At 44.5% G+C, this 16,011-nt stretch carries 14 protein-coding genes; 7 read left to right on the top strand and 7 right to left on the bottom strand.

Annotation, left to right across the window (positions count from 1 at the left end; genetic code table 11):
- Positions 1-3: 3 nt before the first annotated feature.
- Positions 4-669: a helix-turn-helix transcriptional regulator gene (locus tag AC3D28_RS19105; protein ID WP_179885569.1), complete on the bottom strand. Its 666-nt coding sequence runs from the start codon at positions 667-669 to the stop codon at positions 4-6.
- 303 nt (positions 670-972) lie between these two features.
- Between AC3D28_RS19105 and AC3D28_RS19100 the strand changes: the two genes are divergently transcribed.
- The 3 genes from AC3D28_RS19100 (at position 973) to AC3D28_RS19090 (ending at position 4,138) form a co-directional block, all read left to right on the top strand.
- Positions 973-1,398 (top strand): universal stress protein, encoded by a 426-nt coding sequence (locus tag AC3D28_RS19100; RefSeq protein ID WP_098413757.1) that lies wholly within the window; start codon positions 973-975, stop codon positions 1,396-1,398.
- Positions 1,399-1,565: 167 nt separating this feature from the next.
- Complete coding sequence (locus AC3D28_RS19095) at positions 1,566-2,183, top strand: NAD(P)H-dependent oxidoreductase (protein WP_488536349.1); 618 nt, start codon at positions 1,566-1,568, stop codon at positions 2,181-2,183.
- Entirely contained in the window at positions 2,180-4,138 is a 1,959-nt protein-coding gene (locus AC3D28_RS19090) for a monovalent cation:proton antiporter-2 (CPA2) family protein (RefSeq protein ID WP_488536348.1), read from the top strand. The genes AC3D28_RS19095 and AC3D28_RS19090 overlap by 4 nt, the downstream gene beginning before the upstream one ends.
- Positions 4,139-4,242: 104 nt before the next feature.
- On the opposite strand, the gene AC3D28_RS19085 is transcribed toward AC3D28_RS19090, so the two are convergent.
- Positions 4,243-4,536: a hypothetical protein gene (locus tag AC3D28_RS19085; RefSeq protein WP_488536347.1), complete on the bottom strand. Its 294-nt coding sequence runs from the start codon at positions 4,534-4,536 to the stop codon at positions 4,243-4,245.
- 239 nt (positions 4,537-4,775) lie between these two features.
- On the opposite strand from AC3D28_RS19085, the gene AC3D28_RS19080 reads away from it, so the two are divergent.
- Positions 4,776-5,069, top strand: coding sequence for an ArsR/SmtB family transcription factor (locus AC3D28_RS19080; protein WP_488536346.1), 294 nt, complete (start codon positions 4,776-4,778; stop codon positions 5,067-5,069).
- Positions 5,070-5,162: 93 nt separating this feature from the next.
- On the opposite strand, the gene AC3D28_RS19075 is transcribed toward AC3D28_RS19080, so the two are convergent.
- Together AC3D28_RS19075 and AC3D28_RS19070 are read right to left on the bottom strand one after the other, a co-directional pair.
- Positions 5,163-6,512, bottom strand: coding sequence for an alpha-amylase family protein (locus tag AC3D28_RS19075; RefSeq protein WP_488536345.1), 1,350 nt, complete (start codon positions 6,510-6,512; stop codon positions 5,163-5,165).
- A gap of 495 nt (positions 6,513-7,007) precedes the next feature.
- A complete protein-coding gene (locus AC3D28_RS19070; protein WP_488536344.1) occupies positions 7,008-7,604 on the bottom strand; it encodes a TetR/AcrR family transcriptional regulator in 597 nt (198 codons plus the stop codon).
- 259 nt (positions 7,605-7,863) lie between these two features.
- Between AC3D28_RS19070 and AC3D28_RS19065 the strand changes: the two genes are divergently transcribed.
- Together AC3D28_RS19065 and AC3D28_RS19060 are read left to right on the top strand one after the other, a co-directional pair.
- Positions 7,864-8,955: an efflux RND transporter periplasmic adaptor subunit gene (locus AC3D28_RS19065; protein WP_488536809.1), complete on the top strand. Its 1,092-nt coding sequence runs from the start codon at positions 7,864-7,866 to the stop codon at positions 8,953-8,955.
- Between the two features lie 2 nt (positions 8,956-8,957).
- Positions 8,958-12,017 (top strand): efflux RND transporter permease subunit, encoded by a 3,060-nt coding sequence (locus tag AC3D28_RS19060; protein ID WP_488536343.1) that lies wholly within the window; start codon positions 8,958-8,960, stop codon positions 12,015-12,017.
- A 108-nt stretch (positions 12,018-12,125) separates the two neighbouring features.
- Here the strand turns inward: AC3D28_RS19060 and AC3D28_RS19055 are convergent, their stop codons facing one another.
- The 3 genes from AC3D28_RS19055 to AC3D28_RS19045 form a co-directional block, all read right to left on the bottom strand.
- Positions 12,126-12,740: a LysE family translocator gene (locus AC3D28_RS19055; RefSeq protein WP_488536342.1), complete on the bottom strand. Its 615-nt coding sequence runs from the start codon at positions 12,738-12,740 to the stop codon at positions 12,126-12,128.
- A 95-nt stretch (positions 12,741-12,835) separates the two neighbouring features.
- A complete protein-coding gene (locus AC3D28_RS19050; protein ID WP_488536341.1) occupies positions 12,836-13,750 on the bottom strand; it encodes a LysR family transcriptional regulator in 915 nt (304 codons plus the stop codon).
- Between the two features lie 43 nt (positions 13,751-13,793).
- Entirely contained in the window at positions 13,794-14,249 is a 456-nt protein-coding gene (locus AC3D28_RS19045) for an Lrp/AsnC family transcriptional regulator (protein ID WP_488536340.1), read from the bottom strand.
- Positions 14,250-14,605: 356 nt separating this feature from the next.
- Between AC3D28_RS19045 and yjeH the strand changes: the two genes are divergently transcribed.
- Positions 14,606-15,868, top strand: coding sequence for an L-methionine/branched-chain amino acid transporter (gene yjeH, locus AC3D28_RS19040; protein ID WP_488536339.1), 1,263 nt, complete (start codon positions 14,606-14,608; stop codon positions 15,866-15,868).
- The last annotated feature ends 143 nt before the right edge of the window (positions 15,869-16,011 follow it).

Genomic DNA, 16,011 nt, shown 5'->3' with positions numbered 1-16,011 from the left:
GTTTTATTCTGATTTAAATTCACGGATAAACTTGTAAACCGCCTGACGGCTGATCCCAAGTTGCTCTGATACTTGTGTCGTCGTCTCTTTTAGCTCGAATACTCCGTTATCAAATAAACAACGAATAATGGCTTTATTGCGACCTTTGGGAGAAATAGACTCGTCTTGATCAACCTCAGTCGTCGCTGAACTCAATGCTTGCTGAATCACGTCGTTCGCATTCTTGCTGAATGTCTCGCTCACAATAGTTTGAGGCACATTGCACTGAGGCATGAGTGTCTTGACGATTTCTGGGAATGGAAATGACAAATTCATGTTAATACACAGCATTCCGATTGGTTTTTGCTGTGGACCAGCCAACACACAGGTAGTCGACTTCAGTAGAGAACCGTCTGCCGCGTTGGTGAAATAGCTCTTCGGAGACACTTCGCCTGTTTTTTCGAAAGCACTCCACATGCGTAAACCTAAATCGGTGATGGGTGAACCGATTTCACGACCAGTGTGATGTCCATTGACGATCTTCACGACTGAGTTTTCTAAGCTTTCAAATGAATGGATGACCACTTCACAGTAAGGACCTATCAAATCGGCAATGGTCTCTGCTAAGCGGAAGTAATTGCTTAAACACTCTCTGTCTTCATCGGTGAAGCGAACTTGTTTTACACTCATGATTTGGGTTTACATTTTTGAACTCAATAACTGGAAACTACTCCTTTGGTAGAATTTCAGCAAGATGCAGTAAACTTGTGTAAACCGTCAAGCGCATTAAAAACATCAATAATAATAAAAATTTAGTGATAAATAACGAACAAAACTTGAACAGGATCACCCAAAATAAGCGAATAAGGTTTAATTCCTTAAACCTTATCAAAGTTTACATATTTAAATTCAAATTTCGCGATCTTATCAACACAAAATTTGCCCAACTCATACTATGCTTAGAATAAATATAACCCACATAAGGGCGTGGTAATGAAATACAAACATATCCTTGTCGCACTGGAGCTGTCCGATGAGAGTACTGTGCTTATCGACAGAGCCGTAGCCATGGCAAACTATCTCGACTCCGATATTTCATTCATCCATATTGATGGGACTCATGGAGAAATCTATCGTGAGCTCGTTGATATAAAAGAGCATCCAGATCAAAAGCCCCTAAATGAACACTCCATGGAGTGCTTACGCACATTCATCGATTACATGGACTACCCGATCAAGCATTTCTTTGTGGGTACGGGGGATTTGGCAGACAAACTCGAAGTCACGATCAAAGAGCAAGGAGTCGACCTACTGATTTGTGGTCATCATCATGATTTCTGGAGCAAAATCATTTCCTACTCAAGACACCTCATCAATAAGTCACCAGTGGATATCCTCGTCGTGCCGATTTACGATTAAATCCTATTAAATCGAACACTCCCAAAAACCACCAGACTGCTTGGTGGTTTTTATTCAAATAGTGTTCGCTCTTTTCTAAGCTCGCTTGGTGATGGTTTATGAGTTACATTTTGTTACTCCCCCAGCCAGCCCCTCCAGACATGGTTATGCTGATAGCAAGGCTCCTTATGATAAACAAAAAAGTACTGATTCTCTTTGCTCATCCCTCCCAGCATCGTTCAGAAGTGAATGTGCCACTTTTTAAAGAAGCTCAAAAAATTGAAGGCGTGACATGTGTTGACCTCTATGGTGAATACCCGCGTTTCGATATTAATATTGATCGTGAACAACAACGCTTGCGCGAACACGATGTGGTGGTCTTTCAGTTCCCACTGTATTGGTATTCAACTCCGGCAATTTTAAAAGAGTGGCAAGATCTCGTGTTGGAATATGGTTTTGCATATGGCCCTGATGGTACAGAGCTGCAAGGTAAGACGATGCTTTGTGTGCTTTCGGCAGGCGGTAAAGAGGAAGCCTACAAAGCTGAAGGCTATAACCACTTTACGATTCGAGAACTTTTAGCACCGATTGAACAGATGTCAGCATTAACTGGCATGCACTACATCGCTCCTCTCGCGATATTTGGCGCACGAACAGCTGAAGAAGAGGGACGGATTCCGCGTCACGTCGAGCGCTACAAGAACCTATTAACCGCCTTAGTTGAAGATAAATTGGATATTAAAGCCGCCGCCTCATTGATCAAACTGAATAGCGCACTTTCGACACTGATTAAGGTGGCTTCATGACTGGGATATTCTTACAAGCCTTCGTCTATCTAGTTGCAGCCGTTATTGCCGTACCGCTCGCCAAGCGTTTTGGCCTTGGTTCTGTATTAGGCTACCTTATCGCTGGGGTGGTGATTGGGCCAATCATAGGTTTAGTCGGTGAAGAGACAACAACCATTCAGCACTTCGCTGAGTTTGGTGTTGTGATGATGCTGTTTCTCGTGGGCTTGGAGCTCGAGCCTAAAATGCTGTGGTCAATGCGAAACCGTCTAATGGGTCTAGGCGGTCTTCAAGTCGGCGGGACAATTGCCGCGATCATGGGGATTGCATTATATTTCGACCAACCTTGGACGATCGCCTTAGCCATCGGTCTTATTTTTGCGCTCTCCTCAACGGCAATTGTCCTGCAAACCTTTAGCGAAAAAGGCTTAACAAGAACAGAAGGCGGACAAAATGCGTTCTCCGTTTTGCTTTTCCAAGATATTGCTGTCATACCGATGTTGGCGTTCATCCCTCTATTAGCACTGCCTGAATTAGTCGAGCAAGCGCAATCGGCCGCGCAAACTGCAGCTACACATCATGAGGAGCTGAGCCTTGTCACAGAGTTACCCGGTTGGGCTTACGGAATCGTCATTACCGCATCGATTGCTATTGTCGTCGTGGGTGGCCACTTCTTGAGTCGACCTTTACTCAACTATGTGGCGAGCTCTGGTTTGCGTGAGATTTTTACAGCGACAGCGCTCATGCTGGTGATCGGTATCGCAGCATTAATGAGCCTAGTTGGCTTATCTCCAGCGCTTGGGACATTCCTTGCTGGCGTCGTATTGGCGAACAGTGAGTTTCGCCATGAGTTAGAATCGAACATCGAACCCTTTAAAGGCTTGCTGCTTGGTTTGTTTTTTATCACCGTCGGTGCCGGGATCAACTTCTCGGTCTTGTTTGGTGAGTTCTGGCTCATTATGGTGCTAACCATTGGAGTAATGCTATTAAAAGCTCTCGTGCTGTTTGCATTGGCCTTTATCTTCCGAGTGAAAGGCAGTAACCGTTGGTTGTTCACACTGAGCTTGGCTCAAGCGGGTGAGTTCGGTTTTGTATTGCTCAGCTTCTCTGTTCAAAATCACGTTATTCCGTTCGAACTGTCGCAAACATTGTCGCTTGTCGTGGCTATCTCCATGTTCCTAACTCCGGGGCTATTTATTGTATTTGATAGAGTGATATTGCCACGCTTTGAAAATCAATCTAATGAGCGAGAAAGTGACTCAATTGAAGAAAAAGGCACCGTAATCATTGCTGGAATAGGCCGGTTTGGTCAGATAGTTAATCGGCTATTGATTTCAAATGGTGTCACTACAGTCGTGCTTGATCACCAAGCAAACCAAGTTGATAACATGCGTCAGATTGGCACACGTGCTTATTTTGGCGATGCGACTCGACCAGACATGCTACACACGGCCGGCATTGAACATGCAGCGGCACTTGTCGTCGCGATTGACAATCAAGAATCCAGCGTTGAGCTGGTCAAGTACGTAAAACATACTTATCCGAAAGTCACTGTCATTGCGCGTGCTTTTGACCGCGGTCATGGCTATCTGTTGCGGCAAGCTGGCGCAGATATCATTGAGTCAGAAACCTACCATTCTGCATTGGAAATGGGAGGACATACGATGAAAGCGCTGGGTATTCATCCATTTTTTGTCGAGCAACAAAAGGCCACATACAAACGCGTCGAAGCTCGCAAGTCTGAATTACTCTACAAAGCTTGGCAAGAGGACTCCGGGAGCGAACGCTACGACAATAATTTCCGCCAACTTTTTATCCAACTAGAAGGAAAAATGGCAGAAGAAATGCAAAAGGATCGCCACGATAAACTGTCGCGTTCCGAACGCGGTTGGACACCGCCACCAAAAGATTATGCTGAAAACTTTGACGGTGACAGCGTGCAAGACTTAACACCGACAAGGGAAGAACTTACCTAATTAAAGCGGCTCAATAATCAAAAAAACCTCTCTGTTTAGAGAGGTTTTTCTTTTCAGTGTAGAGCCAAACGCCGTGTTGGATAAAGAGTGACCTTCTATCAAGATCACATTAGATCATTCATTAAAATCTCATACTCTTCGTTCGCTTCTTCAACTAAATGAGAAAGCTCTAACGCATCTGTAACCGCAAGATTGACCTGCCACGGAGTTGTCTCGTCTTGACCACAGATTCGTGTTTCACACCCACAGCTTTCAAAAGATAAATTATCAAATTCTGTTGTGTGACGCTCTTGAAGCTCAACAATCTCAACCTCTAATTTCCCGACTGGATTCACTTCAACGTGGGCATGTAAACCTGAACGGTTCGATAAACGATAGTCTCTATGAACTGCAATCATGGCTGCCTCCTTTGTGTGCCGAGTGACAACTACACCAATGAGTATAGACGAGTGAGTGGGAACGTGGGATGAAATAATAATGAAGATTGATCTGCCTCATTAGAAGCCATAACTTCTCCATTCTGTGCGACGACGTCTCGTCTGAATTAAAATGCTCATGACCTAGAAGAGTTGGCATTTACCAAGAGTTTCCCTATTATCGAAACAACATAACTGTCGGTCATTTTTTAGAGGTTTGTATGGAGCTTGAAGCGGTTGCTAAAGCACTAAAAAAGCTGGGTCACCCTACCCGTTTAAGCATTTATAAAGAAGTCGTGAAAGCCGGTTATAAAGGCATCGCGGTAAGCGGTGTACAAGAGAAGCTTGGCATTCCTGCCTCAACACTTTCCCATCATATCTCAAGCTTAGCCTCTGCAGGGCTTCTCACTCAACGCCGCGAAGGTCGAATACTTTTCTGTGTTGCAGAGTACGAGTGTTTAGATGATGTCATTGGTTTTCTAAAGGCAGAATGCTGCGTCGATGCCTGCTTGTAACGCTCGCATACCGACATGTATTTGTTCACAATCAAAAGCGACCGTTAAGTTTATTGAGACATAAAACGAGCTCCGCTGAGCTCGTTTTTATTGCTATTTAGCGACCAACAACATCGCAGATTTCGGGGGAACGTTAAGTTCTTTACCAGCAAGAAAGACGAAGCCTGACACGATATCGGCCCAGTCCGAATTCGTCTTGAGTGATAAAGATTGCTCACGCACAGACTTATTCAGCACCACTATGCCTTTATCACCACGCTTGATCACCAACATGTCGTCATTACCTTCTAAGATCACCATTGGCTGACCATGCACTAAATTATGAAACGCTATCATCTTAGCCATGCGGGGATCATTCCAAGCCTGTTGCCATCTTGGCTTGCCATCTTTCCCCTTAATACCACTGGTATCGTGGTCGGTATAAATCAAAGGTACGCCACCGTCACGCCCTAAAATGTACGCATAAGCTAGCCATTCATTCTCTTCCTCCATGACCAATTCAAGGAAAACGTCGTTGTTCGGAATATCGTGCGTCACCACAAACGTTATCGCACGACCTGGAGACAGAGCATGCCCAAAACAATAAGGGTCAATTAATGATTTAAAACTGCCCTTTTTTGAGAACGCTTTAAAAATGGTCGAAAACAACGGAAAGTCATACGCGCCCAAACGGGTTTCCTGCAAATAAGGCTCAAGAAACAGTCTGTACTCTTCTTTGGTCGCCCCACCATCGGTAATGATTTCACCGAATATATGGACATCCTGAGTGATATCTTCACTCCACACTCGTTTCAAGTGTTCTAGCGTCATGTGTTTCGCCGCATCAATACGAAAGCCTTTTACGCCTATCGCTTTTAACGCTAGCAAATAGGCGCGCTGTTGCTCAACCACATGCTCGCACACCCGCAAGGTCGGTAAGCCCGGGTCCGCTGGCCCCCCGGTAATACGGCCATTTTGAACCTGCCACTTGTCTTTCCAATCTCTAATGCCAAACGCTTTGACAAAATCTTCTTGCTCAAACAGCGGTTCAGACAAATCCCCAAACAGTTTCAGTGATTGGTATTTCGCTGTATTTTGTTGATATTCTTCCAGCACTTCTTGGCGTGGGTATTTCAGATCTTGCCGAAGGTGAGCTTCGTTCGCCATGTGGTTAAACACAACATCGACATACACAAGAACACCAACGCGTTCTAGTTCGCGAACCATATGGATAAAATCGTTAGTGTCACCAAGCGCATTCTCGATAACACGATAATCTTGGGGTTGATAGCGTTGCCACCAGCGATCATCCTGGGCGCTTTTCATCGACGGAGAGACTAACACTGACCCATAACCTAACTCGTGAATCTCTTGTGCACGTTGGGCAATCTCAGCATACTTCCAATCAAATGCATGCAGGATAACATTGGCTCCTGCTGATTGTGTTTCCTGTAAGCCACTCATATTTTTCTCCTACTCGCTTCCACTCAATGACTGTTCGTTGTTTGGTTGTTCGTGATTGTAAGTGGATTCAATAGTCAAAATTATAAGTGCTATTCGAATTACGCCCTCCCCCTTTTTACGCCTAACTTAAGGCTGAAAATCAAGGCGTAGCTTCTCCTCCATGAAGGAAACGAAGGGCGTTCCCTTCCTGACTAAGCGACGCTTAATGAACGATAAGCTATTCATAAAATAAAACTAACCGTCTGTTTTATATCGATTTATTAATAATATTTATTTTCAAAAAGAAATTATCGTATACGCCCTTACTCAAATACATTGGCGAAAAATGGTTCAACAACTCGATTGAGTAACCATTGGTTAAGAAGGCAGAGTTGGTATGTGGATCACGTTTAGGGTGAAAAATTCGTTGTTACGTTTCGTTATTCCGCTTTTTCTTTGCGCACCAGAGGTGGCCGCGTGTCGCAAGAATATCTTCACGTTCCATTCCATCGACGATTAGGTTTTATATCCGTCCAGAAACAAGGTAAGAATCTCTTCTATCATTTTTTCTCTTTGCTGAAAATTAGGCACATTCTGGTTGGCAACGAGTTGGGGCCACAAAAACTGGCCTTTCAATAAATGCATCAACATATTACTCATCAACAAAGGATCAAAAGGCTTCAGCTTGCCATCCGCGATTGCTCTCTCAAACCACGCCTTAAGTAATTCATCTTGGCTATGCAGTTGATGCATATACATTTCAGCGAGTTCTGGTATACGAATAAATTCGCTGATCACCATTCTGGCTAAAGGCAACCCGAAATCTTCATAAATAGAGTTCAATTTTACGTGTAGATAGTCACGCAACTGAGTCGCCACCTCAATATTTGGCGAATACTCAAGTTTTAAACGAGCGTTTTGCAGTTGTAATACCACTTTAATCGACTCTAGAAACAGCAAATCTTTGCTTTCGAAATGGCGATACAACGTTCGTTTTGATGTTCCTGCTCGTTCACATATTCGATCCATGTTTGCCGATGAAAAACCAAACTCAATAAACTCTCGCTGCGCAGCTTCAATTAACGCTAAACGCTTTTTCTCTGAAAGTTTCATCGCACTAACCCCAACCATCTTTTGCCTAAGAGAACGTAGTATATCGTCACCAAACAAAAAGTATACTTGAAGTTTACTTTTTGGGATTTACTAGTAATATGCTCTGGTCAAAGTAACGACAGATAAACATTCGTAACTCTTCATCCCTAACCATAGGCTGCATTTCATATAAAAGCTTAATCGCTTCAAAGCGTTATGATTGTTAGGTCAATGCTATGAATGTTGATTTTTACACTCCAACTATTCAAGGAACTCAATGATGATTTTCCACCTAGAAAAGCTAGCTCATATTAAGCGCATCGTGCTTACTGGTCTGTTAGCTTCAACTTTTCTGCTTGTTGGTTGTGGCGAACAAACGAATACTCAGACCGACACGCCGGTTATCCAGCCCGCTTTAATTGAAGTGGTCTCACCGCAACGAGCTTCTGATCTCGTATTTAATGGTGTGGTGAGAGCCTCTCAACGAGCTGATCTCGCATTCCGAATTGGCGGCCTATTGACAGAAATTAAGGTCGATGAAGGCGATAGCGTCAAAAAAGGCCAATTGCTTGCAACGCTTGATGACAGAGATGCCAGAAATACCCTCGCCTCTGCTCAGCTAGAATTACAAAATACGGAGCAAGAATACCAACGTTCAAAAGCCATTTTTGATAAAACCCAAGCGATCTCTAAGTCTGAGCTTGACGCTATGACTACCCGCTACAATTTAGCGAAAAACCGAGTAGAAGACGCGAAGCGTAAGGTTGAATACACGCAATTATTTGCGCCGTTTGATGGTGTGATTGGCGACAAAAAAATTGAAAACTATGGTCAGATCCAAGCGAACCAACCATTATTGACGCTGCAAGACGTGACCGATCTTGAAGTTGTGATTGATATTCCAGACAAGGTCATGTTATCAGGCGTGAGAAATACCAAAGCAATTGCAGAGTTACCCGCCATTCAAGATCAACAATTTGATCTCGCTCTGCGCACCTATTCAACGCAAGCGAATACCGATTCTCAAACTTATTCTGTGGTACTTGGTTTTGATGATTTAAAGGGTTATCGAGTTTTGCCCGGAATGTCGGTGCGAGTGTTCCCAGCGAAAGACGATCATAATACCAACCAAAATTTGATTACGCTCCCACTCACCGCAATCGTGCCTGATAATCAAGGTAAACAGTTTGTCTGGGTGGTAAACAGCGGTAACAAAGTAGAAAAACGATACGTGGAAGTGGGCACCGTTTATAAAGATCGCATTGTGATTAAAAACAACCTAGAACAAGGCGAAAAAGTTATTATTGCCGGCGTTTTATCAGCCAAAGAAGGCATGGAAGTGCGCCCTTACTCTGAAGAAAATGGAGCGTAAGGATGGATATTGCACGTTACACCATCGCCAAACGCACCAGTGTTTGGGTGCTGATCGCACTGATCTTAATTGGTGGCTATATCAGCTACTTAAAACTAGGACGTTTCGAAGACCCAGAATTTGTCATTCGTAAAGCGGTGATCATTACTCCCTATGCGGGTGCCACAACCCAAGAAGTCGCGGACGAAGTCACCGATGTCATTGAAGGGGCCGTTCAATCTTTGCAAGAGCTAGAAGAGGTCACCTCGGTTTCTTTGCAAGGTCGTTCAGAAGTCACGGTAGAGATTAAGCTCGAGTTCTCCAAAACAGAGGCTCAACTGCAACAAATTTGGGACAAACTGCGGCGCAAAGTCACTGATGTACAGCGTCAGTTGCCACCAGGAGCAGGCCCATCGCTCGTTAATGATGACTTTTCTGATGTATATGCTTTGTTTTTTGCGGTAACAGGTGAAGGCTTTACCAATAAACAGTTACAAGATTATGTCGATTCGTTGCGAAGAGAGCTTGTGCTGGTGCCTGGGGTTGCAAAGGCCGCTACGCTGGCAGAACAGCAAGAGACCATTTTTATTGAAATCTCTAGTGCCCGCCTGACGGAGTTCGGTGTTTCAGTCAACAACGTTCTTCAAGTACTTAAAAAGCAAAGTGTTGTCACTGTTGCTGGTAATCTAGAGAACGGCGTCATGAACATTCCTGTCATTCCGCGTTCAACCCTGACCACCTTTGACGATCTACGTAACCTACAAGTTTCGGTAGGACAAGGTAACGCCGTCGTCGCTTTGGGTGACGTGGCAGAAATTACGCGTGGCTACCAAACATCCCCGTCCATGTTAATGCGCTACAACGGTCAACATGCGATCGGCTTCGGTATTTCCAATATCTCCGGCGGTAACGTTGTTGATATGGGTGATGCAGTCAAAACTCGCCTTGCTGAGCTAGAAGATCAACGCCCACTCGGGATTGAGCTGCATTCCATCTCAATGCAATCAGATTCGGTTCGAGACTCCGTTACTAACTTTATCGACAACTTAATTGCCGCCATCGCCATTGTTTTTGTGGTGCTTCTGCTGTTTATGGGGATGCGCTCTGGCGTCATTATCGGCTTTGTCTTGCTACTCACCGTGGCGGGGACTCTTTGCGTAATGTTGATAGAAAACATTGCTATGCAACGTATTTCTCTCGGTGCGTTGATCATCGCGCTCGGCATGTTGGTAGACAATGCGATTGTGGTGACCGATGGCGTGCTTGTTCGCCTAAAAAAAGAACCTAATGCCGACAAACAACAGATTGTTTCTGACGTCGTCAACTCCACTAAATGGCCGCTACTGGGTGGTACTGTCGTGGGAATTTTTGCTTTCAGTGCGATTGGTTTGTCACCATCAGACATGGGGGAATACGCCGGCTCGCTATTTTGGGTCATCCTTTATTCAATGCTGCTGAGTTGGGTATTTGCTGTTACGATCACGCCAATGCTTTGCCACGACTTCTTAAAAGTGAAAGCAGAACAAGGCACACCTCGTCCTTCCAAAATGGTCGAAGCTTACCGCAGGGTATTACAATGGGTGCTGCATCACCGACTGGTCAGTTGTATGGTTGTGATCGGCGCACTGTTTGCGGCGCTTTGGGGAACACAGTATATTCCACCGGGCTTCATGCCTGAGTCGCAACGTCCCCAGTTTGTTGTCGATGTTTACCTACCACAGGGCTCAGATATCAGTCGAACTGAAAAGCTCGTGGCGAATATTGAACAAGACGTAAAACAAAAAGACGGCATCACCAACATCACCAGTTTTATTGGTGGCGGCGGTCTGCGCTTTATGTTGACTTACTCTCCAGAAGCAAGAAACCCAAGCTACGGCCAATTACTGATCGATATCGATGATTACACCAAAATAGCCCCACTCATTGGCGAGCTCCAGTCTGAACTCGATACCAAGTACCCTGATGCATCGATCAAAGTGTGGAAATTTATGCTTGGTCGTGGTGGCGGTAAAAAAATTGAAGCCGGCTTCAAAGGCCCAAACAGCAAAGTTCTGCGTCAGTTAGCAGAGCAAGCAAAAGCGATCATGCTTAACGACGCTAACTTGATTGCGGTTCAAGATGACTGGCGCCAACAAGTCCCCGTATTAAAGCCAATCTACTCGGCGCAAGAAGCGCAGCGCTACGGCTTGACGACACAAGAGATCAACGCCGCCATCGAGCAGACGTTGTCTGGTCGAAATGTGGGAGTATTCCGTGAAGGTAACGACTTAATCCCTCTTGTGGTACGCGCACCAGAAAGTGAGCGCAACCATGAAAGAGCGATTGAAAACACCGAAGTTTACAGCGCACAAGCAGAGAGTTTCATTCCTGTCAGTCAGCTCGTCAATTCTGTCGGTGTCGTTTACCAAGATGCGATGTTACGCCGCATCAATCGTATGCCGACAATCTTGGTTCAGGCAGACCCAGCGCCAGGAGTCATGACGGCAGACGCTTTTAATCAAGTTCGCAATAAAATCGAAGAAATTGAACTGCCCGCTGGCTATGAGTTGATTTGGTATGGTGAATATAAAGCGTCGAAAGACGCAAATGAAGGCCTCGCCATTTCAGCGCCATACGGTTTTGCTGCGATGATCTTGGCGGTTGTGTTTATGTTCAACGCTTTGCGTCAACCTCTGGTCATCTGGATGACAGCCCCGCTAGCGGTAATTGGTGTCACAATTGGCTTGATAGTGTTCCAAACTCCGTTCGAGTTCATGGCAATTCTCGGTTTCTTAAGCTTGATTGGTATGATGGTGAAAAACGCCATTGTGTTAGTAGACCAAGCAGATGCTGAAATACGAGACGGGACAACACCTTATTTTGCGATTATCGAGGCTTCGTTAAGCCGTGCAAAACCTGTCCTTCTCGGGGCTTTGACCACCATTTTAGGTGTCGCCCCGCTACTTATAGACCCGTTCTTTAAGAGTATGGCAGTCACCATTATGTTTGGTCTGTTGTTTGCGACCATCCTAACTTTAGTGGTGATACCGCTCTTTTATGCGGTATTGTTCAAAGTGAATATCGAGGACAACGCAGCCATATAGAGTGGGACACACGTAAGGAGTGAGCGCCTAAGTTCACTCCTTTTTATTGCTCAAGACACCATCGAGCCAAACCTAACCGACTGGTAGGATTAGTGGTACAACGTTATCTTATATCGTGACCACGACTCGTAATGCTAGGAGCATAAGCACGACTCCAGACAAACGATCGATGAATACCGCCTTAGATCGAATACGCTCCACCACTTTAGAGCTCGATAATACTAAGGTGATAAACGTATACCATAAACCATCAACCAAAAATGGCGTGGTAACGATTATCATTTGGTTGCTTAAGTCGTTACCTAAGGCGACAAACTGACTAAATAATGCAATAAAAAAAAGCGCGATTTTAGGACTCAAGATAGAGATAAAAAAGCCTTCTCGTGCAGATTGAAACGCCGTCGTTTCTTCAGCAGCCCCCAACTTCGCGGCTACGCCCCCCTTTGAACGGAGCGCATTAAAACCCAAGTATGCGAGATACGCGGCACCAGCCAAACTGATCGTCTTAAACAATATCGGGCTTTGCTGTAAAACCACCGCCAGACCAATCAAAGTAATAAACGCATAAATTCCGATCCCAAAAGCATGTGCCCAAGCCGTTGCCAATCCGTTAATACGTCCACCAGCCAGAGCATGTTTCGCCACAACCGCTAAGCTGGGCCCCGGAGACATAGCCCCTAATAGACACACGGTAAAAAGGGATAACCAAACTGTTAATGTCATAAATAACCTCGCTTCATTTGGGCTTAATCTATCAAGGAAAGGGATATAATTAGAAATCAAAGTTCTTCATCAACGTTATGAGTTAAAATCATAATCTAGTGGATAGAATATTCCGAAACTTGCATCACCGCACGCATTTGCTCTCGTACCCAGCGATGGGCAGGATCATTATCGTATTTAGGATGCCACATCAGCCAATATTCATGGATTGATGTATCGAGAGGTAAAGGCTTGTTAACCAAAGGCCAGTGCTTGGCTAAATTATTCGCAATATGCTCAGGAACGACCATAAGGTGTTCACTTGATACTAAGCGATTAACCGCAGCAGAAAAAAAAGGCACTTTAAAAGTAATATGACGCGCTAAGTCCAAATCTTTCAAAGCAAGATCAGTGCTGGAATCTTTATCCCCTCCGCCCGTCACTTTGATATGAGAATAACTAATAAGCTGTTCTGCGCTAATAGAGGAATACTCAGCAAGAGGGTGTGACGCTTTCATCACACACACGGACTTATCAGAGCCAATGTTAATGCTAGATACCCCCTCTGGCTTGGTTGGATACATAGAACACGCAAGGTGTATGCCCAAGTCATGCAGCTTATCAATAAACTCTAACTGCCAAAGCCGATACGCCAAATCCAGTTGGGGAGCCCGCTCACTCAGATGAGATGCGATATCAGGCAAAACATATTGTGCCACGTAATCACTGGACGCAATAACCAACTCACCTTGCCAATCTTGCGGGTCAAAAGGCTTGTCATTCAACAAATGATCGAACTCTGCTAATAACGCATCCAACTTACTCTTTAGCATTAATGCTCGCGGTGTTGGGATCAGTTGATTACCTTGACGAATAAGTAGTGGGTCACCGCAGAGCTCTCGCAATTGTGCGAGCTGACGACTGACGGCAGACTGGGTGATGTGTAATCGTTCAGCCGTTCGACTTACATGGCACTCTTCCAAGAGGACATGTAACGACCTGAGCAGATTCAAGTTAATGTTATTTAGCATACTCGTTCTAGAAAGTTCAGGATGAAAAACTGATCACTTGCGCTCACTTAACGAACTGGTTTCCAGTCGTATTAAAGAATTCAGCCAAAACGGTATGAGTCATCAGATGTCGAAGCTCGGGATACCGTTGAATCTGGTCTCTAATTTCATTTAAGCGATTCATGTTTGGGACCTCGACAAACACCATCATATCGGTCTCACCACTGATAGCATGACACCATTTTACGCCATCAATTTTATATAATTCGTCAGCATATGATTCGCAATAATAAGTTGACGTCGATTTATCAAACTTTAACGCAAAATAGGCACAAATGGAGTCCCCACCGGTAGACGCAATTTCAGCGTGATAACCTAAGATAACTTTGTCATTTTCTAGCTTGCGAATACGCGCAGTCACAGCAGAGCGCGATAAATTCACTTTATCAGCGATTTCAGTAACCGATAGCCGAGCGTTGTGCCGGAGGAGATCAATGATCTTGTGATCAAACTTGTCCATAAGTTTACCGCATTTCCTTCTTTTATTTCATTCTATACCTATTCTAACTGCATAAGAAACCAACATTTTGTTGGAAACATGTAAAACAACCGTCATATCGACGGCTTAGTAAATCATTTTGTTTTTCAGAACTTAGATATGCTTACAGCGAAAGACTTCGACATACTGACCCCCAAAGCAATGTGGCAAGTTCATGTAACCGAACAATAACATTTTGAATGTGAAAACGATGACTCGTATTTTGATGTCAAACTCGGTTTCAAAGCCTGCCCAAATAGGCGAAGTTATGTGTATGTATTAGCAACGAAACGCTGCAATAAAACAGCGCTCTTATTATTGGATTTCTAGAAATAAGCATGGAACAGCTCAAAAAAGACATTTCACTCATATCTGGCATAGCGCAATTGTCCACGACTTTAATGGGAACAGGCCTGTTCATGATTCCAGCCATCGCCGCTGGTATAGCAGGTCATTTTTCACTCTGGGCGTGGATATTATTGTTTATCGCCATCTGCCCAATTGCACTTACGTTTGCTCAATTAGGTAAGCGATACCCAAACGCTGGCGGAACGGCATTTTTTGTTCGTAAAGCGTTTAATGCTAAATTGGAAAGTAGCGTAGCTTGGCTCTTCGTTAGTGTCATCCCCGTGGGAATACCTGCCGCTATTGCTTTAGCAGCAGGCTTCCTACAGCAAATACTGCCCGCCCCCATTAGCAATAATTTATTTGCTCAAGTTCTTACCGTTTTACTGCTTGTGTTCGTTAACTTAATGGGCACTAAATCATCAGGCCACTTACAAACTATCATTGCTCTGAGCGTCTTCGCGTTAATGGTGGCCTTTATATGGAAAGGTGAAATCAATAGCGCCGATCTCGTGATGCCAGTTCTCACAAAAGCGTCGATTTGGCCGATTACCGCAGCTCTTGGGGTGATGTTTTGGTGTTTTGTCGGTATTGAGGCCTTTGCTCACATGGGAGAGGAATTTAAAAATCCACAAAGAGACTTTCCTATTGCTATTGTTGTCGGTTGCTTTATTGCTGGCGCTACCTATTGGGCCTGTTCCGTGGTCATTTTAAAGTTTGGGGCGTATGGTAGCCCACAATTTGATAACGCCTCTATTCCTTGGCTTAGTGCGCATTTGTTAGGTCATGAAGCGAAGTGGGTCATCAGTATTATCGGTTTCTCGGCTTGTTTCGCTAGCGTTAACTTGTACACACAAAGTTTGGCTAGAATGGTTTGGGCGCAAGCCCGCGAGCACCGTCCTACGAGTACCTTAGCGAGAATTTCACGCCGTGGTGTACCTTTTTCTGCCACCTTACTGGTCGGTGGTATATTGTTAATTTCTTGCATTATGGGGACACTTTCACAGCTCGATTTAGAGTTTTTCCTCAAACTTGCGAATAGCGTATTTGTATTGGTTTATTTACTCGCTATGTTATCGGCTTTTAGATTGCTACAAGGGTTTGGCAAAGCACTCGCGGGGCTTTCTCTTTTACTTTGTACGGGGGTTTTTATTTGCTTGGGCTGGTCAATGCTTTACGCGCTGGGTATTTTTGCTCTGCTTTCATTGCCTTGGAAGCAATGGCGACACAGACGTCAAACACGCTTGGTCGAATGACCCTCTCCTTAACGATAAAGAGCACGACTTAAAAGTCACACGCGATGTTCTGTTCACCGCTGGTTACAGTGACGGATTTCTTTTATTTGTATCAAGGCTTACCTTTTCACCGTATAACAAAAAATTATGAACAAATAAAAAAA

Source organism: Vibrio sp. TAP-3B (assembly GCF_057784735.1).
Note: the sequence above shows the minus strand (reverse complement) of the source record. Positions and strands in the feature narration are given on the sequence as shown.